Source organism: Flavobacterium sp. W22_SRS_FP1 (assembly GCF_052113685.1).
Taxonomy (GTDB): domain Bacteria; phylum Bacteroidota; class Bacteroidia; order Flavobacteriales; family Flavobacteriaceae; genus Flavobacterium.
This window is the reverse complement of the sequence record NZ_JBGQOE010000011.1, coordinates 83243-107380: the sequence shown is the minus strand read 5'-3', so window position 1 is coordinate 107380 and position 24138 is coordinate 83243. Positions and strand designations below refer to the sequence as shown.

Sequence of the window (24138 nt, the reverse complement as noted above, 5' to 3'; positions counted from 1 at the left end):
TTGCATTTAATAAGCCTTCATTTAAAACCTCGCCATATTCAGCAGAGGTTAAATACTCCGGAAAAGAGGTGAAAGAAGTAAAAGTAAACTGATTGCTATAGGTAAGTTTTGGCTTTCCTAATTTACCCTTTCTGGTTTGAATTAAAACCACACCGTTACCACCTTGCACACCATAAATAGCTGCAGCAGCAGCATCTTTTAAAACCGAAATACTTTCAATTTCATTAGGGTCTAACTGATTTAAGTCACCAGGAGCTCCATCAACAATAACTAATGCACTACCAAAGTTTCTTACTTCAAAGCTTGAATTACTAAAACCAGGTTCACCAGAACCTTGTCTAACAAACAAACCGGATGCTAATCCTTCTAAAGCATTACTTAAATTTGCTACAGGCTGCTTTTTCAAAGCTTCAGTATCTACCGTTGAAATAGAAGAAATCAGTTTTGTTTTCGACTTACTTCCGTAACCAACCACAACAACCTCATCTAAAGTGTTTGTTGATTCTTTAAGTATTATGATTATGCTTGTTTCTTCAGTTAAAGTTACTTCCTTGCTGATAAATCCAAGATATGAAATAATAAGAATATCTCCATTTGTTGCTTCAATGGAAAAATTACCGTCAAAATCTGTCTGGGTATTTTTATTAGTTCCTTTTATAATGATACTGGCTCCTGGTAGGGGCTGCTCCCCTATATCATTAACTGTTCCTTTTACAGAAACCTGAGCCATACCGACTCCAAAACATAAAAATAAGGCTAGGGCAAGAAGTGTCTTTTTTCCTCGTTTTATTGAATAATTTAAAAGCTGTTCCTTCATAATAATTGGTTTTAATTTATTGGTTTTAGCACCTCAATAATTTGAGATATAATTAATCATGCATCGTCGGTTATCCAATACACGAATGATATTGTATTTTTTTATTCATTTTCGAATAGCTAATTCTATCGTGCTATATATTTCATAATGACTTATTACATTCTGCCCTGTGCCATAATAAAATTTTGTATCGAGTAACTTTTTGCTACTAGTCAAAAGAATCATTATTAAAAAAACTCGTCTCTTCAATATTTAGTTTTGAGTATAAATACGTTAAACATTTTTTGACTCTAATACGTATGGCATATATTTGAATAATCCTTAATGGAAAATTAAAAAAGATTTAGAAAACCTTTTTTTTACATTACAAATATTGATTAAATTTGGTTGAAAGCACGGTGATCATACACCTACAAAAACACATATTAAGCTATAAGCACCTCTACAAAACCTCTACAATTTTTTTTTAATTAATTGGTTTTAATATACTTAAGCATTTTTAATAGTGATGATTTAAAAGGTCTGAATGTAGTTTACTAAGCTCCCATCTTGGGGTAAGTTTAGCTTTTTTCTCAGGCGATAGCGACTTTGCTCAACACTTCTAATTGATATATGCATCAAGGAGGCGATTTCTTTTGAAGAAAGATTTAGTTTTAAGTAGGCACTTAATTTTATTTCAGCAGATGACAAATCTGGATGTTTATCTCTTAATTTTTTAAAAAAATCAGTATGTGCATTTCTAAAATTAAGTTCAAAAGTCAGCCAATCATCTTTATCTACAAGATGATAGTTAATTTTTTTAATTATTTTTTTAATAGGTGAGTGAAGTGATTTATTAAGTACTTCCTTATCAATTTTCTCTATATCTTCTATCAAGTTTAAAAGCAGTTCGTTTTTCTTAATATTATTTAGTGTGGAACTTGCTAATTCTGAATTTTTCTTTTTTATTTCAAGGCTTAAGTTTTCTTCTCCTAATAGCAGGATTTCTTTTTCTATTTTTAGCTTGTCTCTTTCAAACTTTTCTTCCTGGCGATTCCTTTTTTCTTCTTCTGCAGATTTCATCAAAGTGAGCTGTTTTTTATTCTTTTTTCTGAAATAATTTCGATAAAAAACATTAAATAATATAAGTAAAGAGCCGTATACAGCTAATGAGACATTACTAAAGTACCAAGGACGCAATACTTTAAATTCAAGTTTTACAATTTTAGAATTAATTGTATTTTCTCCTCTAGATCTTATCTCTAAAGAATAGCTACCAGGTGATAGACCAGGAAAAGTTAACTCAGTCATATAACCCCAATCAGACCATTCATTACTTAACCCGCTAAGTTTGTACTGAATCTTTAAAGAATTCGCAATAGGTGTTTTTGGTAGAGCTATTCCAATCGAAAGAAAACTATTTCTATATGGAATTTCTATTACTCCTTTATAATTGATTGGAGCAATGATGGTATCATTTGTACTGATCAATTTAACATAACGAATTGTTATTGGATCATTTTGCTTATCTTTTTGCTTATTACCAATATTATGAAAAACCAAACCATTACTGATACCGATAGCAAAAACAGAATCATTAATCCTCTCGAATTTGTTGAAGTCGTCAAGATGTTTTTTTCTAATCGAAAAAAACTGTTCGGTATAATTATTAAAACTAGTCCCGTTTCTAAAAACATAACCTACAGATTTTGGAGTAGAATACCAAAAGATGTTTTCACATTGAAAAACACTATTTATTCCCTTAATCCTTTTAAATAGCTCTGATGGATATTTTGACTTTGTGAATGTGTTTTCAATAGGGTCATAATTAAAATAACCTTTTGGGTTATAGAAAACTAAGTCATCGTCAATTTTACATAAATAGGCATTAATCTGTACATACTTATTGGTAACACCATAAAATTCATGTTCTTTTAGCTCCATACCATCTTCAGACAAACGTAAGCGATAATAACCTTTAGTTGGATGAGCGACCCACAATTGGCCATACTTATCAAATTCAATAAACCTAGAAGACTCGCCGTATGCATCCCATTTTTTTTGAAATTTCCATTCACCACCTATCATTTTAAATACAGCTATACCGGAATAAAAACCAACATACATTATATCGTCAAGCTTTGGATTTTTTATAAAATTCCAAGCGCCACCCTCAAGATGAACCACTTTAAGAGTTTTGTAATCGATTCTATAAACACCTTCATGCGCACCTACTAATAACTCGTTATTAACCTCTTCAATATCCCAGATCTGCCCAATTCCTTTTTCGATTAATTCTGGTTCAGATTTTAAATTTGTAATGTTCTTAACAAAAAGACCTTGATTAGTTCCTAAGTAAAGTAGAGAATCTTTTAAATAGCAGGTATAAACAGTTCCTAATTTACCTTCAGTATCAGTTAAATAATTTGTGTAACTATTCGCTTGGACGTAACTTATGCCCTTCTCCATTGCTAACCACAAATTATTGTTTAAATCAGCAAAGACCCTTTTCACAGCATTGTTTAATAACCCTGTATTTTTTTCTAAATGCAAAAGTATTTTTCCTTCAGAAGAGACAACATAAATACCATTTCTAACCGTACCAATTATAAGCTTATTCTTATCAAAGTCCTGAATATCGTTAGTCAGATATTCTTCAAGAATAGTATTTAAACCCCATTCCAATTTTGAAAATATTTCATTTTTCCATCGCCAAACTCCGTTCTCTTTAGTAACTATTGTCAACTCATTCAAACCGTTAACTGATACACCCGAAATATGAATATTTTGTTTCTCAGTACCTGCAATTAAAACACGACTATTTCCTTTTATCTCGAAAAGTCCCATCCCAGAGTCTTGGATAAATGCTCTCCCTTTTGATGAGAACAACAAATTAAATCCTTTATAAGCTGAAATCGAATCTAACTTATCAAGTAGTGGGTCATAGATAAATATTTGTTGAAAAGTTTGAAAATAAATTTTCCCATCAATTTCCGTAATTCTTGAAAAAACAGGAAGTAATGTGTCGTGCTTTAAAGGTTTCTTGAAAAATAAACTTCTGTATTTTAAACCGCCCTTTTCATTATTCGACCAATATCCAAAACCACCATGTCCGGAAGTATATATATGCTTATCATCTTTATAAAACACTGCACGCAAATCAGTTTCTTGGCCAGCAGTATAACTATTCCAACGAACTCCATCGTACTCTAGCAGAGCTTTCGGAGTTGCAAAATACATTATACCGTTTGCATTTTGTGACATGCCAAAAACTGTTAACTCATAATTCACGTCCTCTTCTGTGAAATTTTTTATGAATGGAATTCCAGGCATCTTGAAACCCTGCGCAAACGTAGAGTTCATAATCAGCAAACAAAAGACAAATATTAATTGCCTATTAATACTATTATTATTTCTATATTGAATATTAGCATTATACTTTTTAATAAACTTTATCAAATCCTCATTTTTTTTTAAATAAAATCAAATATAAACAAAAAAAAATGACAATATATTGTTAACAGATACTACAGAACATTACTCTTGTTTTATAGGTGTCAAGAGAAGGACAATCTCCCATTGAAATAGAAGCCCATTTAATCAATCGAAAGTCTCTATTTTAGAATTTCCGATAGTTTAAAGTCATGACTAAAAATTAAACTTTTACTTATATATAGTCCCATTCGATTTCTCTTTTCAGTACGGATTAAAAATCTTCTTTTTTATCATGCAATTATGAAACTTCTTCGCCCAAAATTCAGTTAAAATGTCATTGTCTCAAGACTCTTTTATTAAATTTTGAGGAGTATTAAAGCCATCCGTACCAATATTAAAATCAGGACGATTTGGATTTTGATCTAAATCGCGCACAACAGGATTTGAAGGATAGGATTGACAATCAACAATTGTTACGGTACTGTTTTTTGCCAATTGATTTTTCACGGCATCTGAAAACCGATTGTGATGTTTCCAATAATAATTGTCTACAACTTGAGTGCGCAACTCAGCAGTTACTTTTCTTAATGATTCTCCGGAATCTGTTTTTTTATATAAAACTCCCATACCGTATTGTGCCATCACTTCAGGCTGTCGTCGGAAAAGCGTTCAGTATCGCAAAATATTCTTAAAAAAGGAGCTTTGATGCTGGCATCTTCGTTATTTTCAAACAAGTCATCGGTACACCAGTCGGTGAGCTTGAGAATTTCCTGATTTAAAATAGTTTCAGACACCAAATAGCCTTCGGTGAGAGGAATATTCGTCGCAGCATGCGGAATATGTAAAATAAGTCATTTCATAGGTTTTCGCTTAGAAGTTTATTAATCTATAAAAACATTTTTTTCTTAATTCAATAGGTATATCGTGTCGTTGTCCATCATACATCCATATCGCTGTCTCTCTTATATTAGTTCTGATCAGATGCAGGTTTTGGTTTTGCGGTGTTATTTCGTATCGACGATACGGACAGTTGGAATCTGCTGATTTACATTTTACATATACTTCTTGTAATTTTACATCGAGAATATGGAGAATTTCGACAATAGTGCATTGTTTTACATCAATTGACAACTTTTCGAGTTCTTTAATAACTTCTTGGTACGAAGAATGTAGAGCTAATTCTTCTTTTACTTCTTCTTCAATAGCAAAGATTTTATCCATTAAAGAATGACTCATTCTACGGATGGGGTGGGCTCCAAATAACATATATGCTAAATTTAGGTTACTGATTAATTAGTTTTGGATTTTTATATCTTCTTGAAATAAGCTGCTTTTATTTATTCGAAAGAATGTTTGCAGAAAGGCTGGTGATACTATTGGTTTTGCTTTTTGATATTTTATAATTATTGAACATTGATAGTTGATATGATTTATAAAAATAAGTTATTAGTCCTTTTTTTGCTCTGGGCAAAAACTTTATTTTCCTATTAATAGAAAATGTGGAGAAAGGTAACCCATGGATCTGTTAATTATTTTTTGTCTATTTCATCAATGTACAATTGCAGTTCATACAAGTAGATCAATTGCTCATCATTATCCCGTATACCCTTTCTATGCTCTTTATCACTCGAGTGTGCCAGATGAATCAAATTGATATTTTGGTACAATGATTTTTCTCCTAGCAGATCTTGGAGAATGATAAAAATAGCTTGTTTTAATGTTTTGGTGTTACACTGCAAAGTGGTGTTTTTTAGAAAAATTATAATATCCAATTTGTTAGTATTTTCATCATATTCTAAAGTTATAAATTTGAGTTCACTTGCTTTTAATGTAATCTCATGGAAGATGTATGGTTCATCAAGGCCCTTCATGAGTTCCTCAATTTTCTCGGTTGGCTGGATAAACGCGGTGAATTTCCAATTTTTTAATTGTGGAGCTTTGTCGACTAAATCAATTACTTGATTAAAGTATTCTGGGTTGCCATTGGCGGTCATAATCAGTTCGATTTTTCCATTGCAGACTTTTGGATAGACAATCATAAAGTCGATTTCTTTGCAATAATAGCCAAGGTTTTTGCTTAGCCAAAAGCTGATGTGTTTTTGGTTTAAAGGGGTTTCGTTGATTAAGTTTTTGATGGTTTGATTGTTATCTTGGAACCAGTTCCAGAAGGTGTTGATTTTTTTCATTTAAATTTTTAATTTAAGAATTAGTCTTTACATCCTCAGCCGTCGGGCACTCCCCCTTGTAGAACCTGACAGGCTTTACGAAAGAGGGGAATGTCATCGTTTGTCTTTTGATGATGAGGTAAAGGCGATTAGGTTGAACATATTACGCATTCTTGAACGAACCCGGTTCCCGTATAAATCTTCCAATTCTGAGGCAGATAGGTTTGTGGTGGTGTGAGTGAAAGTATTATTTTCTACATAATGATCGTAACGGCTGAGGAGGATTTCGGCCATTACGTTACAGTCGTTTCCAAAATGTTTGATTTGTTTTTCGCTTCCTAAGTCATCAAAACAAAAGGAATTGAGCCGTTTTTGCAAAGGAGACTTATTGGTGTATGAACCTAGACTTTCAAATCCATTGGCTCCAAATTCAAAGGCAATTTCCCGACATGGTTTTACCTTAAATTCATATCCTCTTCGGGAAAATAAATTACAGAGATTCATCAATGTCGTTTTACCGCAGCCAACCGGGCCCGAAATCAAAAGTCCTTTGTTGATATTGAGGTTTAGTTTTTTGGCGTTTTCTTCATCTCTAATGCAATAAATTATCAATTTGTATATTAGTTCCATGTCCTCCGGAAAAGTCCTGAAATTAGCCCCATAAAGAAACTGTCCTTGTACTTCAAGAAATTGTACACATTTGCTGAAATCATAGATTTTTACGTTTTTTTGAATATGAAATGTTGACCGGATATCACTACAATGGTTCTGCATAGTTTTTGTGAATTGTGGTTTTAAGATTGCCCGGCGTTGGGGTGTTTTGTTTTGTTATAGAATTGAACTTTTGAGCATTAATTATCCAATTTCGCGCTGCCGCTTTCCAGTCTTTCATTTTTGATTTCCCTCCCACTAACCAGCCGTTACTTTGAAAATGATTGAAGAATTTTTCGGCTTCGATATTGGAATTATTTTTCTCTTTAAAAAAAACCAAAATATCAGTCCAATCTGGTGGGATTGTGTCCTTTTTTTCCCGTGCTATTTTTTTTGCATCTCCTCCCTCAGCATCTTCCTGGACACCTCGCCCGCTATCACAATCATCTTTCAAAATGAAGTTCGCATTTTCATTATTAAAATTTTGTGTCTGTTCATTTACGTTTAAACCGTTTATACTGTTTGTATTGTTTATACTGTTTATAGAAGATACCAGCGCTTGTTCAGTGCCTGTATCACTACTTGTCTGTTGCTTGTTTACTACTTGTTCAATTGTTTGTTCATTTTTTAACACTTTGCGGTCTTTTTTTTGAACTGGTTTTAAGTCATCTGAAAAATTGATCAGGTGCACTAGACTTCCGCGAAATGGATTATACGACGGCTCATATTTTAAATACCCTTTATCATGCATTTCTCTCATGCATTTGTGATAAGTTGCTTTAGAACATATTTTACTAATTCGCATAACCTCATCTCGGGTAATGCTGATGGGATTCTGAAAACGGTTGAGGTTCCAAAACTGGAAAATGGAAATGTACAGACTGATATGTGTAGGATTGAGAGAGTTGTCCGAGACAACTTTATCAAAAAATCCTGTTAGGTGTTTGATGTAGTTCATGTTTTTTTTTGTAGATAGTTAAAATTGCAACTGTATCGCAACTGCAGTCGCGATGACTGTGAAAAGTGAACGATTATAAGTTAAGGGCTAAGAATTTTCAAGATTTCCTCGTATTTGTAATAAATGATGCTGCCAATTTTGGTGAAGTTTAGTGTTCCGTTGATACGGAGATTTTGTAAAGTACCAGGAGAAATTTTGAGTAGTTTTCGGACTTCAGATGATTTTAACCATTGCGCCGGCTGTTCTTGCCTACCGACCATCTCTTTGATTTCGGAGAGCATCACATTACTGAAATTTAGCAGGTCTCTTTTGGTTATGGGTTGGTGGTTGAGTAGTTCTAAATTCTCTACTCCAGGAAATAATTTTTTAGGATGTAAGTTCATGTCTAAATGAATTAAATTGTTAGATCACAAATTAATTTCATTTGTTTGACATTTAAACCCAAGGTGAACCCAAGTTGGGTGCTATTTTACCTTAAATTACCTTAAATCCCTTTGTTTATAGTAGTTTTTTTTTCAAAACATGAAAAACTCCGTTTTAACAAAATTAGAAAATTAGTGGTTTTTGGGCCAAAAATGGTGTTTTTGGAGTATAAACCCAATACGACCCAAGCTTGGGTAATGAATTCTTACAAAACTAATATTTATCTAAAAAAAAGCCCTGCAATTGCTAGGCTTAGTCAAATTCGTTGTTGATATTTTCATCTAAATTCAGAGAAAGTCCGTTTAGAAACTTCCCTTTTGGATCAGGTCTGTTTTTAATGTCACTAAAGCAACGATAGATACTATTGTCCAATTGTATGTTGAAAGCTCTACTAAACTCTTCCGCAATTTCTTTAATTTCGACTTTTCCACCGTTAAATATTTTTTGGTAATATAGCGAATAAATCAATTCTACCATTTCAATTTTTGTACCCGTCCATATAAGTTTTGATTTTACTGCAGAATGCTTTGTATTACAACTGTTGCTTATTTGCTCAATTTTTTCTTCCAAGTAAATTTCTAGGATATCATTTGCGATGATAGTAGCCAATTTCAAATCATGAGACGTACACAATTTTTTATCGAAATTTATTAAAATTACATCTGAATTAATTATCTGTTTACCTAAGTTTCTTATAAAGTACAAATGATCATTGTAACTGCTACCAGATCGGAAATATTTATAAAATTCCTTGTCTTTTTTAGAAAATTGATAACAAATATCAAGTGCTTTTTTGAGATGCCGTATTTTAAGTTTTTTGCTATTGGAAGGAGATTTCAACTCGATTTCCAATATTTTTTTATACAAGATGTATTTTGAGGTAATCTTAATTTTTAGTTCTTTAAAAAAGTGAATTTCATCTTCAACAGAATTGAATATATATTTCTTCAACCATTTAAAAAGCTCTTTAAGCTTTAATTCAATATACTGAATTACTTCTTTCGCCTGACAGATAGGATCGATAGTTTTATTTTTAATTTTTTCAATCTCCAATTCAAATTCACAAAAGAAAGTCGAGCAATATATTTGCATATATACGTTTTAGTTTACAAAAATTAAACTAAAGTATACTATTATTGTAAAGTTAAATCTTATAAAAAAGTTAATTATTTGATAATACCTTACCGAATTTTAGTGATGTGTTGATTTAATTAGTCTTGTCGAGCTTTATTTGATTCGTGATTTTGAACTTTTCTTTTAGAATCATCATATCGCTACTAATTTTCTTATCCAGAATCTTAGCATAATGCTGAGTAGTTTTTAAGTTGGTATGGCCCAGCATTTTACTTACGGTTTCAATAGGTACCCCATTAGAAAGTGTTATTGTTGTGGCAAAAGTATGTCTGGCAATGTGAAAGGTAAGTTCTTTATTAATTTCGCAGACATCAGCAATTTCTTTTAAATAGGCATTCATTTTTTGATTGCTCAAAATAGGCAACAGTCTATTTTCATTTACACAGGTTGGATGATTTTTATATTTATCGACAATTTCCATAGCCATGGGCAACAATGGAATCTTAGACGTAATATCCGTTTTTTGACGGTTCTTAAAAATCCATTTGTCTCCATCTATACCCAAACTAATATGATTTTTAGTTAACTGTTTAACGTCAATATACGCCAAGCCAGTAAAGCAGCTAAAAATAAATATATCACGAACCATCGCTACTCGTTCTATTTTGAAATCCTTATTGATAATATTTTGAATTTCCTCTTCTGTCAAATATACCCGCTCCACTTCTTTAACCTTGGATTTGTAATTAAAAAACGGATCCTTGCTTAGCCATCCATTGGCTAAACATTGATTGATTATTTTGTGGAAGTTTTTGATGTATTTTACCGCAGTATTGTTCGCGCAATTCCGGACGCTTCGTAAATAAAATTCGTATTCAGTAATGAAGGCGTAATCTATTTTGGAGATTTCAATATCGGACACTTTGTATTTCCATAGTAAAAAGTCTTTGGTATGACTGAGGGACGTTTTGTATCGCTCCAGTGTGCCAGGTGCATATTCAATCCCGACAAGTTCTTTCATTTTACGATTGTGTTCTACAAAAATAGGAAGGAGCATTCGACCACGTTCTTGGATGCCCAGAAGTTTGTTTTTGAAGACTTCAATTGTGAGGATTTCATTTTGATGTATCAATTCCATTTGGATGTCGAATATTTTCGATTTAACCAAATTTAGATATTCATTTAATGAACGGGCTTCTTCCGTACTGCCCTTCATTTTTGACATTTCCGGAGACCATTTACTGGAATCAATAAATTTTTTGGTACTGAACTCCATTCGTTTGCCATCAACGGTTAATCGCACATAGATTGGCAACTGTCCAGCTGCATTAGGTTTTGTGCTCTTCGCATAAAAGTGCAATGTGATTTTTGTTTTCATAGTTGGTAACCTTTTAATTAGTAATCAATTTAAATTTCTATACCAAACCAAACAAGATGTTCAAATGATGAACACTTCAACAAACATGTTGCTGAACCCTTTATTTGTATGGCTTAAGCCAATTTAGCGAGACCCTAGATTGGATATTTTTTTGGGTCTCGATTTTGACTCTTAAAAGATGAGATTTGATGACTAATTTGACTATGTCGTAAAAGTAAAAACCCCGTAAATCATAAGATTTACGGGGTTTTTATACCATTTGTTTTTATATTGGTAGAGAGAAAGGGATTCGAACCCTCGATATGTTGCCATATACACGCTTTCCAAGCGTGCGCCTTCAGCCACTCGGCCACCTCTCTGTTTTTATTTCAGGATGCAAATAACACACAAAAAACTGACTTACAAAAGTAAAAAGCGATATTATATCATTTCTCCTCGCAAAGATGTTTCAAAGATCATTTTAAACTCGGTCGCAGCTATATTCTGGCCCAATAGATACATCAGTTTTGTAATTGCCGCTTCTGTCGTAATATCCTTGCCAGAGATGACACCTATCTCTTTCATCGCAGTACTAGTATCATACTGCCCCATGTTTACACTACCGGCAGAGCATTGAGTTACATTAATGATATATATGCCTTTGTTTATGGCCTTTAAAAGCAGCGATATAAACCAATCTTCTGTCGGTGCATTTCCAGAACCATAAGTTTCAAGTACAATTCCTTTTAAGTTCTGGATATCCAGAATTGCGGCTAGAACTGTTTTACTCATTCCAGGAAACATTTTAACTATAACTACGTTATTATCTAAGTTTTCATGAACTACCAATTCTTTGCCTTGCTGCATAGGCAACAACAATTCGCGTCTGATCTTTAGGTTGACACCGGACTCTACTAATTCAGGATAGTTTGGTGAAGTGAATGCCTTAAAGTGCTCCGCATTTATTTTAGTTGTTCTGTTTCCCCTATACAATTTGTATTCAAAATAAAGACAAACCTCAGTAACAACTGCCTGACCATTTTCTCGTAAAGAAGCAATTTGGATAGCTGTAATCAAGTTTTCTTTGGCGTCGGTACGTAAATCTCCAATTGGCAATTGAGAACCTGTGAATACAACTGGTTTTGATAAGTTCTCTAGCATAAAACTCAATGCAGAAGCTGAGTAAGACATAGTGTCCGAGCCGTGCAATACTACGAAGCCATCAAATCCCAAATAATTGTCTCCAATAACAGAAGCTATTTTAGCCCACTCTTGAGGGTTCATGTTAGACGAATCAATCGGCTCCTCAAATGAAATGGTTTCAATCTCGCACTCCAATTGTTTCAATTCAGGAATCCTATTCAATAACTTGCTAAAATTAAATGCTTTTAAGGCACCGGTATCAAAGTCTTTGCGCATCCCTATGGTACCGCCGGTATATAATAAAAGTATTTTAGCCTTTGAGTTCATTATGGTATTTTAATTTATTAACCACTGGATTAGCATACATTGACAGCAAGCCTTGCAACGCTATAGGGTTTTCTGCATCTATTCTCATTTCTAATCTACGCTCAAAAAGCGATTTTTCTTCTTCAGTATATAAATGGGAATACACAGCTCTATTATTCAAAATATCATAAGCGATATAATTAGTAGGCCATAACTTATAATTACTCAATATTGAATCATCAATTACTTGCGCCAAGGCCAATATTTGTTTATTAGGCTTATCAAATTCTTCTTTGATTTTATCAATTTCAGTATTTAGCACATCTCCTATATGCATGTGTATTCTTTTTTTCTGTCCCATCACACCACTAAGAAGCGTCATAAAATCTTCGTTTTTTTCCTTAATGTATATTTCATTATTAGCCTCGGCCAGTAATTGGGGGATTTTCAGGACGTCAGTAGGATCGTACTCATAGGATAGTGAAACCGGGACCACTTTGATGTTTTTGAAATAATCCATGAGATCCATTCCATCAGAAGCCATTCCTACCATTTTCAGAACTCCAGGATTCGTGGCGTCATTCCCGTCTTTAGTTCTTCCTTCACGTTGCGCAATCCAAACGGAGCGGCTTTCCTCTAATAACAAATGACGGATATATTCTGACAATGTCCTTGAACTTTCTAACATCTCTCTTGGTGTCAAGCCTCTTCTAACTAGAAAATTTCGATTCATCTTTGCCAATACGTTAAGAAAATCTTTTTTAACTAAATTATCACCAATCGCAGATGCAGTCATCACCAAGCCATGCTCAAATAATGCCGTATTTAACAGGGTGGTATCTAAAAGGATGTCTCGATGATTGGATACAAATAAATAAGATTTCCCCTTTTCTAATTTTTCAAAACCAGAAGTCGTCAAACCATCGGAACTTTTTTCAATGATTTTACGCATAGAGTGATAAATAAAATTACATTGAAAATCACGAATAGATTGCGTTTTTCTCAATTGCTCTTTCCAAACAGAATCTTCTACCTGCGGAAAAGTAAAATTCATCAACGCCTTCATCATAGGATGATTAATCACTTTCAATATGGCATCGTTTATTTCGGCATCAAAAAATGGCCGAATAGTATCAAATTTTTGCATTTTTAGTAATTTATGGTGCGCAAATGAACAAAAAAAATATTAAATTATAATGAATTCTGTTTTAAATACCGAAAATTTCCTTAGAATTTTCAGTTGTCGCAGTTGCAATATCTTCTGCCGAAAGGCCGTAAATATGGACCAACTTGTCCAATACATTAATCAAGTAACTACTTTCATTTCTTTTACCTCGAAATGGAACCGGAGCAAGATAAGGTGAATCCGTCTCTAAAACGATATGCTTTAAATCAATTTGGCTCAAAAACTGATCAATCTTTCCGTTTTTAAAACTAACTACTCCACCGATTCCCAATTTCATATTATAAGATATCGCCAACAAGGCCTGCTCATAAGTCCCAGAAAAGCAATGAAATATCCCAAACAAATCATTTGATTTTTCTTCCTCCAAAATCTCAAATATTTCATCAAAAGCTTCACGACAATGGATTATGATGGGGAGCTTATGTTTTTTCGCTAATTGAATCTGCTTTCTAAAAGCGTCTTGCTGTTCCTTCAAATGCGTTTTGTCCCAATATAAGTCGATCCCAATCTCACCGATGGCATAGAACTTTCTTTTATCGAGTTCCTCTTCTACATGTTGCAGCTCCTCAAGATAATTTTCTTTTACATAAGTAGGATGTAGTCCCATCATCAGGAAAACATTGTCTGGATAATTTTTTTCCAAATCATACATAGCTTGAGTACAAGAAGAATCTATCGCTGGAATAAAAAACCGAGTAACACCCGCTTGAATTGCTCTTTGCATCATTTCATCACGGTCCTGATCAAATTCCTCTGAGTATAAATGGGTATGCGTATCTGTAATTGTCATTGTTTTCATTTAAAGAAGCAAAGTTAGCATTTTGAATTGTTGTTTTTTAGATTCACAGTAATTTAGATTACTTTTGATTTTCAGCTTTGAATTATGAAAAACCTACACGAATTCCTCCAAAAAGAAAAATACAAAAAAATAAAATTTAAAATCACCAAGACACATCACCTTTTGATAAAAGCAAAAATCAATGGTGTGGTTGGTAAGTTCATCCTAGACACAGGAGCATCAAATAGTTGTGTAGGATTTGAAAGTGTAAGCTTATTTCAACTCGAAGCAGAAGATTCGAAAACAAAAGCCTCTGGTGCTGGTGCAACAGGAATGCAAACACAAACAGCTTCAAATAACACTCTTCAATTAGGTTTATGGAAAGATCTGGGATTTAATTTAGTGATTTTTGATTTGTCTCATGTAAACGAAGCATTAATTCAGCATAAATCAAAACCGGTACATGGCATAATTGGTGCCGACGTATTAATGAAAGGAAGAGCGATTGTAGATTATTACAATCATTACTTATACCTACTTAAATAAAATAACACTGAATAACTTATAAACAAAAAGCGCATCGGGTTATCGATGCGCTCTTTTGAACTACTACAAACTCTATTAAACTTATTCTTTTATTATTTTAGAAGCTGACACTTTTCCGTCAATTTCCGTTTTAACAATATATATTCCTTTTTGCAAGTTGCTAGTTTGCAAAGTTGCTGCATTAGCACTTGGTCTAGTTGTTAGAACTTCTTGACCTAGGATATTGTAAACAGAAACTCTTTCAATAGTACTGTTTGCTTCTATTGTCAAATTGTTTTTAACCGGGTTAGGATACATTTTTACATTCGAAATTTCAAATTTAGTAGTTCCTAAAGTAGTCTTACCTATCACAACTTTTCCTAATGCTGCTTCATCAGCAGGATTACCATTTAATCCTTTTATCGTAAAACCATACTGAACAATTAATCCTGCAGGAATAGCTGTAGTTGTCGTAATACTGAACGCTTGGCCAGCTATTAAGGGAGCCGTAATTCCAAGAACATCTGTATAACCATTGTTCGGATCTAATCCCTTTATAAAAGCAATTGCAGTGTACCCATCAGCTAAGGTATTACTAGCAACATCACCATTAAAAGTAAGTATTTGACCCGCTAATGCACTATTCTCAATAAATGAGTTTCCTTCTATTATTTTGTTCCCTTTTCCTGCACCGTCTGACCAATAAGAATCAGTTGCATTATATGTACTAAAGTTCGGAGAAAGCGAAACAGTATCAGCTGTAGCATCCGAAACAGTTTTTACGTCTGCTATACCCCACGCTGAACCACTAGCATAAGATCCGTCTTTGTTAAACCAATTTAAATATCCAGTTAATTCCGATGAACCGTCTATTGTTACTGTTGAGGATGGCTCAGACACAGCAATCTTACCTATCACAACTTTTCCTAATGCTGCTTCATCAGCAGGATTACCATTTAATCCTTTTATCGTAAAACCATACTGAACAATTAATCCTGCAGAAATAGCTGTAGTTGTCGTAATACTGAACGCTTGGCCAGCTACTAAGGGAGCCGTAATTCCAAGAACATCTGTATAACCATTGTTCGGATCTAATCCCTTTATAAAAGCAATTGCAGTGTACCCATCAGCTAAGGTATTACTAGCAACATCACCATTAAAAGTAAGTATTTGACCAGCTAATGCACTATTCTCAATAAATGAGTTTCCTTCTATTATTTTGTTCCCTTTTCCTGCACCGTCTGACCAATAAGAATCAGTTGTATTATATGTACTAAAGTTCGGAGAAAGCGAAACAGTATCAGCTGTAGCATCCGAAACAGTTTTTACGTCTGCTATACCCCACGCTGAACCACTAGCATAAGATCCGTCTTTGTTAAACCAATTTAAATATCCAGTTAATTCCGACGAACCGTCTATTGTCACTGTTGTTATGCTTTCACAACGATCACCAACAGTGTATTTGAAATTTTTAGTTTGAGCTACACCACCAGCTGCATATGGAAATTTAGCAGCTAAAGAAAGTTCTGCACCAGGATCCTGCCCCATTATAGTTACTGTATACTGCTGCCCAGAAACCAAGGTCATAGGAGTAAAGGTAGAAGGACTGCGAAACAATTCTACGTTAGCAATACCCTCTTTGTCAGTATCTAAAACCGTAAAAGTAATTTTCACATCAGTTCCATTTGCTAATGTTTCAAATTTATAGGTATAGCCCTCAGAAAATGACCCGTCAAAAGCTTCTTTAGATGTTCCCTCGCAATCTGTACTAGCGTCTAAAGTAAAAGACACCGTATATTGTGAAGTTATAGTTCCATCTTCCGATGTAACGACTACATTAGCATCCCCTGGAAGCGCAGATGCTTGAGTTATAGCTATCGATGCTAAACTATTTGTTGTTGTTACTGCAGTAATTTGCGGTATTGTTGTTGTCCCCTTTGGAAGTACCAAAGAATAATTTAATTTATCCGCTGCAAAACCAGCTACTGTTTGTGCATCAACTTTAAGGTCAGTTAACGTAGTAACTTTAACACCACCATTACCAGCACTGCAATTATCACCAACAATGTATTTGAAATTTTTAGTTTGAATTACACCTCCTTCTGCATATGGAAATCTACCAGCTAAAGAAAGTTCTGCGCCAGGAAGTTGCCCCGTAATAATTGCTGAATACTGCTGCCCAGAAACCAAGGTCATAGCAGTAAAGGTAGAAGGACTGCGAAACAATTCTACGTTAGCCATACCAGGCTTGTCAGTATCTAGCACCGTAAAGGTAATTTTTACATCAGTCCCATTTGCTAACGTTTCAAATTTATAGGTGTAGCCCTCAGAAAATGCGGTGCCATTAGTTGGCACCTCTTTAGATGTTCCTTGGCAAGCTGTACTCGCGTCTAAAGTATAAGACACCGTATATGTTGCAGTTACAGTTCCATCTTCCGATGTGACGTCTACCGTAGCGTCACCTGGAAGTGCTAATGCCTGAGTTATAATTTGCGTTGCGGCACTGTTTGTTGTTGTTACTGCTGTAATCTGAGGAATCGTTGTTGTTTCCTTTGGAAGTACTACAGAATAATTTAATGTACCAGCTGCAAAACCAGCTACACTTACACCGTCCACTTTCAAGTCACTTAAACTCGCTATTTTTACTGGATCTGCAGCAGCTGGCTTATAAAAATAAACATTGTCAACGTACATCGTAGTACCCGCATTTGTAACAGGAACAATCCATTTTAAATGAGCTAAATCAACTCCTGGGTACGTACTTAAATCCAAATCATAAGAATTCCATGCTCCTTGTGTTTTTGCACCGACAACTACTATCTCTTTAGCTGCCTTATTAACATCTTCAAACTTAATGCTGAGTGATGTAAAGTTTGGAGAATAAACATCTATGTGAAATTTTGTCATTGTCGACACATCAACATCTCCACCACCGATACCTGAGTAATTGTGATTCGTGTATTTTTTAACAGTATTACCGTCAGCTAAAATAAGGTCATCTATAGAAGTTGAAGTCCCAAATTTATCGAAAATAACTCCAGCTAAATTAGTGTATTGTGGAGCAACAGGACTTGCAATACCATTGTAAAATGATACGTAATCACTCGTGCTTCTTGCTGGTGGATTAGCTGGTCCAGCTGAAATTTCAGCTGCCGCTACAATAGCTGCTCCTGCTATAGCTTTAACGTTGTCAACATAAGTGGTTGTTACTGCTAGAGCGTTAAAACCACCACCAAGCTTCCACAACGGAAAGAAAAGTATTCTTGCATATTCACCATTTGCAACAGCTGTCCCATCTTTTGGAGCACTGAAATTAAAACTAAGTGTTTCCCAGCCACTACCGGTATGAGCAGCTTCTGCAGCAGACTCTGGACCTGATTTACCATCTACAACTTTCGCAAGCATAGCAAAAGCAGTAGTTGAATAAACATCAACAGTAACCACTTTAGTAGTGCTTAAATCAATATAATTTGACTGCATGTACAGTTGAGCGTTTTGCCACGGATTAGCACCTGCTGCATTAGAGGTGATTATTTTCCCTGCTAATCCATTAGGACTTAAAGTTTCTGTAGTAGCAGAACCTAATCCTTGATCTCCTTTCCAGTTTGAAGTAGTAATTCCAGAACTAAAGTTCTCTAGGACCACCTGCGAATATCCTAATGAAAAAGTCAAGAGGAAAAATAATAAAGTAATTTTTTTCATAATATTAAGTTATTGGTTCTTTCCAAATTTAGGAATGTTATACACTACTACTTTAAAAGTCAAGTATTTAAAAACTATACAATACTACGATGAAGCCGTTTTCTATTAGAAGCAGTAAATAAGCCTATTTGCATGCATTTACAATATTTAAAGCGAAGTGTTGAAAATGACAAGCAGCTTAAATGTTGTGGTAATGTAATGGCAGATTCTTATTTTTAAGCAATAAAATTTGCATCATTAATTATTTTTTAAGCACATAAAAATAAAAACCGCATAAAAAAAGATAAAAAATTACATTAATATTATTTATCAATTCAAAAAAAATCCCTTGTCAGTTTTATAACTGATAAGGGATTCATTAATTTTGAGGTCTTTATTGTTTAAAGCTCAAATGCTTTTTTAGGATTGTTGTCTAACAATAACTCCATTGGATTCTCTAGAGCATCTTTAATGGCAACTAGGAAACCAACTGACTCACGGCCATCAATAATTCTGTGGTCATAAGAAAGCGCCACAAACATCATTGGGTGAATTTCCACTTTTCCGTTTACTGCAATAGGACGTTCGATAATGTTGTGCATACCAAGAATTCCTGATTGAGGAGGGTTGATGATTGGCGTACTTAACATACTACCAAAAACACCACCATTAGTAATGGTAAAGGTACCTCCAGTCATGTCGTCAACGGTAATTTGACCGTCACGTGCTTTTATTGCTAATCTTTTGATATCAGCTTCAACACCACGGAAAGTAAGGTTTTCAGCATTACGAACCACGGGAACCATTAATCCTTTTGGTCCAGAAACCGCAATTGAAATATCGCAAAAATCGTATGCTATTTTATAATCCCCGTCCATCATAGAATTTACGTCAGGATACATTTTCAATGCTCTGGTAACCGCTTTTGTAAAAAACGACATATAACCCAGACCTATTCCAGCGTGTTTTGCTTTGAACTCCTCTTTATATTGATTACGAATCAAGTTAATTGGCGTCATATTAACTTCGTTAAAAGTAGTCAACATTGCAGTTTCATTTTTGGCGCTAACCAGTCTTTCTGCTACTTTACGACGCAACATCGACAGTTTTGAACGTACAGAACTGCGGCTTCCTCCTGTAGGAGTACCCATAGAGGGCGTTGCATTTACGGCATCATCTTTAGTGATTCTTCCTTCTTTACCAGTTCCTTTTACTGAAGCTGGAGCAATATTTTTTTCATCTAATATTTTCTTTGCCGCAGGAGATGGAGTACCTGAAGCATAAGTTGCTGCTGGAGCTGCTGGAGCCGGAGCTGCTTTTGGAGCTTCGGCAACTGGAGCCTTTGTTGGAGCCTCTTCCGCTGTTGGAGTCTCTTTTGCAGCTGCAGTTGAATCAGCTGGTTTAGTTGCAGATGTATCAATCAAACAAACTACAGCTCCTACTGCCACTGCATCACCTTCTTCTGCTTTTAATGTGATAGTCCCGCTTGCTTCAGCTGGTAATTCTAGTGTTGCTTTGTCAGAATCAACCTCGGCAATTGCTTGGTCTTTCTCTACATAATCTCCGTCTTTTACTAACCAAGTTGCAATTTCAACTTCCTTGATAGATTCCCCTGGTGATGGGACTTTCATTTCTAAAATCATCTTTTATAATTTTTAAATTATGAATTTTTATTTCCGAATTGTACTAAAAACAACTTCTTTCTTGTGCACTTCATTTTCTAGCCCCAATAGTGGCGGCGTATTCTTTTGTCTCACTTATTCAAAACCCAAAATAAAATTCTGGATATGGAAAATATAGCTAGCAATTAAAATAGCTGCTTATTTTATGAAAATAAGTTTTTGTCAAAAACCATTCTAATGGCATCTGCGTGACGTCTTTTAGCTCTTGTATAACTTCCTGAAGCGGAAGCGGAATAAGCTCTTAATGACGCAAGTCTAAACTTCACTAAATTGAAATTCATCGACATAAAACCATAAGCCCCCATGTTCTTGGGTTCCTCCTGTGCCCACACATAATCATCGACATTTGGATACCTAGCTATAATTGCTTTTAACTGCTCTACCGGCAAAGGAAATAATTGCTCTATCCTAACAACCGCAACATCATTACGACCAATATTTTCTCTTTCGGCAGTTATGTCATAATAGAATTTACCTGTACAAAATACCAGTGTTTTAACCTCTTCTTTATTCACTGTTTCGTCATCAAAGGTTTCCTGAAAACTTCCTGTTGCAAATTCCTCTACAGTTGAAACTACTCTTGAATCACGCAATAAACTCTTTGGCGTAAACACGACAAGTGGCTTACGGAATTTTGTTTTCATTTGTCTTCTTAACAAGTGAAAGAAGTTAGCGGGAGTTGTACAATCCGCAACAAACATGTTATGTCTAGCACAGAGTTGCAAATAACGCTCCATCCTTGCAGAGGAATGCTCAGCACCTTGCCCTTCATATCCGTGAGGCAACAGCAGTACGATTCCGTTCTGACTGTTCCATTTGTCTTCTCCACACGAAATATATTGGTCAATAATAATTTGGGCTCCATTACTGAAATCACCAAACTGAGCTTCCCATATGGTAAGTGTTTTTGGACTTGCCAAAGCATAACCATAATCGAAACCTAAAACTCCATATTCAGATAAAGGAGAATTGTAAATACTGAATTTTCCAGTATTCTGCCCTTCTAAATTATTTATTAAAATTACCTCTTCTTCAGAATCTTCGACTTTTACAACGGAATGACGATGTGAAAAAGTTCCACGCTCTACATCTTGTCCAGAAATACGTACGTCATATCCTTCCTTCATCAGTGAACCATAAGCCAAATGTTCGGCCATAGCCCAATCCAACTTGTCAGTTTCAAAAAACATGGTTTTTCTATCGTTTATCAATTTTTGAATTTTATTGATAAACTTCTTGTCTGTCGGCAAATTACCAACTGCATTCACAACAATCTCTAAATCTTCTTTTGGATAGGATGTGTCTACTTTTTCAAGCATTTGAGTGTCCGTAACTTGTACAAAACCCTCCCATTCATTTTCCATAAATGGAGTAATTATAGTAAGAGCTTTTTTACGGGACGCTTCCAAGTTTAACTCAAGATCAGATTTGTACTCCACCTCAAGTTCTTTTACAAAACCGATATCTATGACACCTTCCGACAATAATTTTGCAGCATATATATCTCTAGGATTTTTATGTTTTGCAATAATTTTATATAAAAGAGGTTGCGTAAAACGAGGTTCGTCGCCTTCATTATGTCCGTACTTTCTATATCCTAACAAGTCAATAAATACGTCACGACCAAATTGCATTCTGAAATCCAATGCAAAAGACATAGCATGGACTACTGCTTCGGCATCATCGCCATTAACATGCAAAACAGGGGAAAGTGTAACCTTAGCGACATCTGTACAATATGTTGACGAACGTCCGTCAAGATAATTAGTTGTAAATCCAACTTGGTTATTAATTACAATATGAATTGTTCCACCGGTTTTGTAACCCTCTAATTGCGCCATTTGCACAATTTCATAAAGAATACCTTGCCCTGCAATTGCGGCATCACCATGGACTGCAATTGGCAAGACTTTTGAAAAATCACTCGGAAAGTACTTATCCTGCTTCGCTCTTGTAATTCCTTCAATTACCGCGCCGACTGTTTCCAAATGCGAAGGATTTGGAGCAAGATTGATACTGATTTGTTTACCTGTACTTGTAGTTTTATCAGCAGTAAGACCTAAATGATATTTTACATCTCCATCAAAATACTCCTGATCATAATCTTTACCATCAAATTCACCAAAGATATCTTGAGTTGATTTGCCAAATATGTTTGCCAAAACGTTCAAACGACCGCGATGTGCCATTCCCATAACGAACTGCTCGACCCCTCTTTCGGCTGCTTTTTCAATTAGCGAATCAAGAGCAGGAATTATAGTTTCCCCTCCTTCCAAAGAAAATCGTTTTTGTCCCACGTACTTTGTATGAAGAAAACTCTCAAAGGCAACCGCTTCATTTAATTTATTAAGAATCGATTTTTTCTCTTCTGAAGAAAAATTAGGGTGATTGTCGTTTACCCCCAATTTCCTTTGAATCCAGTCAATAATCTCCGGTTTTCTGATGTACATATATTCAACACCAATGTGTTGACAATAGATAGAATCTAGGTGTTTTATGATCTCGGCCAATGTACAAGGTTCTTGCCCGATTATTTTAGCTGCGTCAAAAACAGTATTTAAATCTGCCGATGAAAGTCCAAAATTAGCAATGTCAAGATCTGGCTCGAACATCCTTCTTTCTCTTACTGGGTTCGTTTTTGTAAACAAATGTCCACGACTACGATAGCCTTCGACAAGCTTCAATACGTTAAACTCTTTGTGAAGTTTTTCAGAAATTTGGGAGTAGTCAGCATTGCCTGAAGTCGCACTAACTATGTGTTCAACAGGGTTTTCACCATTGTAAGTCTCAACCCCAAAGTCGAAACCTTGAAAGAAACTTCTCCAACTTGGCTCGACACTATCTGGGTTTTCTAAGTACTGATCGTATAATTGTGCAAAAAATTCTGTGTGTGCTGCGTTTAAAAATGAGAACCTATCCATAATTTTAGTTAATATACTTTTAGTTAAAATAGTTTGGCAAAAGTACAATAATCTACTAAATTTACATTTACTTTTAAACACTTTTATGTGCAAAAATGTTTAAAACCTTACTGTTTATGAGAAAAAATCAACATAAGTGTGTTTCAAAAATCATTTTGGCTCTTTTTATCTCATTAATTTCGAATGAGTTATTAGCACAACAACAAGGATTGTCCTCCAAATCGAATAGTGATTTCTGGAAAAACGTACAATTTGGCGGTGGCATCGGATTGGGCTTTGGCACCGGGTATACCGATATATCTTTAGCCCCTAGCGCCATTTATAATTTCAATGAATATGTAGCCTTGGGTTTGGGCGCACAATACACTTATGCAAAACAGAGAGCCTTCTACACTTCTAATTTATATGGTGGCAGCATTATCGCATTATTTAATCCCATAAGAGAAATACAAATTTCGGCAGAATTGGAAGAATTGAGAGTTAATGTGAACTTAGACGGCTCGAACAGCGACCCACAAGACTATTGGAACACAGGTTTGTTCTTTGGTTTAGGTTACAGAAACGGCAACGTTACGATAGGAGCACGTTATAATGTGTTGCAAGACGGCACAAAAAATGTTTATAGCCAAGCCTTCATGCCTTTTGTTAGGGTCTATTTCTAAAAATTTTATACATAGAAATTAAAATTAACGGTATTTGTTTTTAAACCACACTTTTTGCCATTCCCTTTTTAAAATCAAAAAAGAAACTTGTTCCGCCAAAACCACTAAATCCGAACCATCCATTTTTTTTACCTCGTCCTCAGAAACATCAATTATATAAAGAAGGTTAAGGTATTCAGCAAATTTATATTGAATCAATCTATAGATTTTTTCATGTAATTGAATTTTCAATTCATCAGGAGATATGCTCATTGGAAAATCAATTCCTTCATTGGCCAAATTAAAATCCTTATTTATTTGCTCAATTAACTTGAGGTATAAAGTTTCATTTTCTGCTTCAGAAAGCAATAAGTCGACGTTTTTTGGGGCTATAAACATGGCTTTTTTATTTTTAG

Annotated in this window: 18 protein-coding genes, 1 tRNA gene and 1 pseudogene; 2 read left to right on the top strand and 18 right to left on the bottom strand. The window is 34.6% G+C overall.

The features are described 5' to 3' along the window. The 14 genes and pseudogenes from ACEN2H_RS08470 to ACEN2H_RS08405 form a co-directional block, all read right to left on the bottom strand. Positions 1-817, bottom strand: an 817-nt coding sequence (locus ACEN2H_RS08470; protein ID WP_441731899.1) for a carboxypeptidase-like regulatory domain-containing protein, incomplete at its 3' end; no start/stop codon positions are given. A 513-nt stretch (positions 818-1330) separates the two neighbouring features. Beyond that, positions 1331-4159 carry a hypothetical protein gene (locus ACEN2H_RS08465; protein WP_441731898.1) on the bottom strand — a complete coding sequence of 943 codons (2829 nt, stop codon included), beginning with the start codon at positions 4157-4159 and terminating at the stop codon, positions 1331-1333. A gap of 414 nt (positions 4160-4573) precedes the next feature. Continuing rightward, positions 4574-5025 (bottom strand): annotated as a pseudogene (locus ACEN2H_RS08460) (N-formylglutamate amidohydrolase). A gap of 76 nt (positions 5026-5101) precedes the next feature. Continuing rightward, positions 5102-5497 (bottom strand): hypothetical protein, encoded by a 396-nt coding sequence (locus tag ACEN2H_RS08455; protein WP_441731897.1) that lies wholly within the window; start codon positions 5495-5497, stop codon positions 5102-5104. 263 nt (positions 5498-5760) lie between these two features. Then, complete coding sequence (locus ACEN2H_RS08450; RefSeq protein ID WP_441731896.1) at positions 5761-6417, bottom strand: hypothetical protein; 657 nt, start codon at positions 6415-6417, stop codon at positions 5761-5763. Between the two features lie 93 nt (positions 6418-6510). Further along, the gene (locus tag ACEN2H_RS08445) at positions 6511-7170 is read right to left on the bottom strand and encodes an ATPase (RefSeq protein ID WP_441731895.1); all 660 of its coding nucleotides are present in this window, start codon (positions 7168-7170) and stop codon (positions 6511-6513) included. Continuing rightward, positions 7154-8005, bottom strand: coding sequence for a transcriptional regulator (locus ACEN2H_RS08440; RefSeq protein ID WP_441731894.1), 852 nt, complete (start codon positions 8003-8005; stop codon positions 7154-7156). The genes ACEN2H_RS08445 and ACEN2H_RS08440 overlap by 17 nt, the downstream gene beginning before the upstream one ends. Positions 8006-8085: 80 nt before the next feature. Further along, a complete protein-coding gene (locus ACEN2H_RS08435; protein WP_441731893.1) occupies positions 8086-8388 on the bottom strand; it encodes a helix-turn-helix domain-containing protein in 303 nt (100 codons plus the stop codon). Between the two features lie 292 nt (positions 8389-8680). Next, positions 8681-9520: an RteC domain-containing protein gene (locus tag ACEN2H_RS08430; RefSeq protein WP_441731892.1), complete on the bottom strand. Its 840-nt coding sequence runs from the start codon at positions 9518-9520 to the stop codon at positions 8681-8683. 115 nt (positions 9521-9635) lie between these two features. Beyond that, positions 9636-10880, bottom strand: coding sequence for a site-specific integrase (locus ACEN2H_RS08425; RefSeq protein WP_441731891.1), 1245 nt, complete (start codon positions 10878-10880; stop codon positions 9636-9638). Between the two features lie 271 nt (positions 10881-11151). Further along, positions 11152-11239, bottom strand: a tRNA-Ser gene (locus ACEN2H_RS08420). Between the two features lie 61 nt (positions 11240-11300). Next, the gene (locus ACEN2H_RS08415; RefSeq protein WP_441731890.1) at positions 11301-12329 is read right to left on the bottom strand and encodes an asparaginase; all 1029 of its coding nucleotides are present in this window, start codon (positions 12327-12329) and stop codon (positions 11301-11303) included. After that, on the bottom strand, positions 12313-13455 hold the full coding sequence (locus tag ACEN2H_RS08410; protein WP_441731889.1) for a 1-acyl-sn-glycerol-3-phosphate acyltransferase: 1143 nt from the start codon (positions 13453-13455) through the stop codon (positions 12313-12315). The genes ACEN2H_RS08415 and ACEN2H_RS08410 overlap by 17 nt, the downstream gene beginning before the upstream one ends. 61 nt (positions 13456-13516) lie before the next feature. Next, positions 13517-14284, bottom strand: a complete 768-nt coding sequence (locus ACEN2H_RS08405; protein ID WP_441731888.1) for a TatD family hydrolase — start codon at positions 14282-14284, stop codon at positions 13517-13519. A gap of 93 nt (positions 14285-14377) precedes the next feature. On the opposite strand from ACEN2H_RS08405, the gene ACEN2H_RS08400 reads away from it, so the two are divergent. After that, on the top strand, positions 14378-14818 hold the full coding sequence (locus ACEN2H_RS08400) for a retropepsin-like aspartic protease (protein WP_441731887.1): 441 nt from the start codon (positions 14378-14380) through the stop codon (positions 14816-14818). Positions 14819-14899: 81 nt separating this feature from the next. On the opposite strand, the gene ACEN2H_RS08395 is transcribed toward ACEN2H_RS08400, so the two are convergent. The 3 genes from ACEN2H_RS08395 to ACEN2H_RS08385 form a co-directional block, all read right to left on the bottom strand. After that, on the bottom strand, positions 14900-18499 hold the full coding sequence (locus ACEN2H_RS08395) for a T9SS type A sorting domain-containing protein (RefSeq protein WP_441731886.1): 3600 nt from the start codon (positions 18497-18499) through the stop codon (positions 14900-14902). 380 nt (positions 18500-18879) lie between these two features. Beyond that, positions 18880-20121 carry a 2-oxoglutarate dehydrogenase complex dihydrolipoyllysine-residue succinyltransferase gene (odhB, locus tag ACEN2H_RS08390; RefSeq protein ID WP_441731885.1) on the bottom strand — a complete coding sequence of 414 codons (1242 nt, stop codon included), beginning with the start codon at positions 20119-20121 and terminating at the stop codon, positions 18880-18882. Between the two features lie 182 nt (positions 20122-20303). Beyond that, positions 20304-23081 carry a 2-oxoglutarate dehydrogenase E1 component gene (locus ACEN2H_RS08385; RefSeq protein ID WP_441731884.1) on the bottom strand — a complete coding sequence of 926 codons (2778 nt, stop codon included), beginning with the start codon at positions 23079-23081 and terminating at the stop codon, positions 20304-20306. 116 nt (positions 23082-23197) lie between these two features. Here ACEN2H_RS08385 and ACEN2H_RS08380 point away from each other — a divergent pair, with 116 nt between their 5' ends. Beyond that, entirely contained in the window at positions 23198-23743 is a 546-nt protein-coding gene (locus ACEN2H_RS08380; protein WP_441731883.1) for a hypothetical protein, read from the top strand. Positions 23744-23767: 24 nt separating this feature from the next. On the opposite strand, the gene ACEN2H_RS08375 is transcribed toward ACEN2H_RS08380, so the two are convergent. Further along, positions 23768-24121 carry a hypothetical protein gene (locus tag ACEN2H_RS08375; protein ID WP_441731882.1) on the bottom strand — a complete coding sequence of 118 codons (354 nt, stop codon included), beginning with the start codon at positions 24119-24121 and terminating at the stop codon, positions 23768-23770. Positions 24122-24138: the final 17 nt, after the last annotated feature.

What these genes read in the sequence shown, in the direction of transcription:
- ACEN2H_RS08455 (WP_441731897.1), bottom strand. Translation starts at nt 5,497, where the DNA reads ATGTTATTTGGAGCCCACCCCATCCGTAGAATGAGTCATTCTTTAATG.
- ACEN2H_RS08440 (WP_441731894.1), bottom strand. Translation starts at nt 8,005, where the DNA reads ATGAACTACATCAAACACCTAACAGGATTTTTTGATAAAGTTGTCTCG.
- ACEN2H_RS08465 (WP_441731898.1), bottom strand. Translation starts at nt 4,159, where the DNA reads ATGAACTCTACGTTTGCGCAGGGTTTCAAGATGCCTGGAATTCCATTC.
- ACEN2H_RS08435 (WP_441731893.1), bottom strand. Translation starts at nt 8,388, where the DNA reads ATGAACTTACATCCTAAAAAATTATTTCCTGGAGTAGAGAATTTAGAA.
- ACEN2H_RS08400 (WP_441731887.1), top strand. Translation starts at nt 14,378, where the DNA reads ATGAAAAACCTACACGAATTCCTCCAAAAAGAAAAATACAAAAAAATA.
- ACEN2H_RS08425 (WP_441731891.1), bottom strand. Translation starts at nt 10,880, where the DNA reads ATGAAAACAAAAATCACATTGCACTTTTATGCGAAGAGCACAAAACCT.
- ACEN2H_RS08415 (WP_441731890.1), bottom strand. Translation starts at nt 12,329, where the DNA reads ATGAACTCAAAGGCTAAAATACTTTTATTATATACCGGCGGTACCATA.
- ACEN2H_RS08385 (WP_441731884.1), bottom strand. Translation starts at nt 23,081, where the DNA reads ATGGATAGGTTCTCATTTTTAAACGCAGCACACACAGAATTTTTTGCA.
- odhB (WP_441731885.1), bottom strand. Translation starts at nt 20,121, where the DNA reads ATGATTTTAGAAATGAAAGTCCCATCACCAGGGGAATCTATCAAGGAA.
- ACEN2H_RS08410 (WP_441731889.1), bottom strand. Translation starts at nt 13,455, where the DNA reads ATGCAAAAATTTGATACTATTCGGCCATTTTTTGATGCCGAAATAAAC.
- ACEN2H_RS08430 (WP_441731892.1), bottom strand. Translation starts at nt 9,520, where the DNA reads ATGCAAATATATTGCTCGACTTTCTTTTGTGAATTTGAATTGGAGATT.
- ACEN2H_RS08375 (WP_441731882.1), bottom strand. Translation starts at nt 24,121, where the DNA reads ATGTTTATAGCCCCAAAAAACGTCGACTTATTGCTTTCTGAAGCAGAA.
- ACEN2H_RS08445 (WP_441731895.1), bottom strand. Translation starts at nt 7,170, where the DNA reads ATGCAGAACCATTGTAGTGATATCCGGTCAACATTTCATATTCAAAAA.
- ACEN2H_RS08380 (WP_441731883.1), top strand. Translation starts at nt 23,198, where the DNA reads ATGAGAAAAAATCAACATAAGTGTGTTTCAAAAATCATTTTGGCTCTT.
- ACEN2H_RS08405 (WP_441731888.1), bottom strand. Translation starts at nt 14,284, where the DNA reads ATGACAATTACAGATACGCATACCCATTTATACTCAGAGGAATTTGAT.
- ACEN2H_RS08395 (WP_441731886.1), bottom strand. Translation starts at nt 18,499, where the DNA reads ATGAAAAAAATTACTTTATTATTTTTCCTCTTGACTTTTTCATTAGGA.
- ACEN2H_RS08450 (WP_441731896.1), bottom strand. Translation starts at nt 6,417, where the DNA reads ATGAAAAAAATCAACACCTTCTGGAACTGGTTCCAAGATAACAATCAA.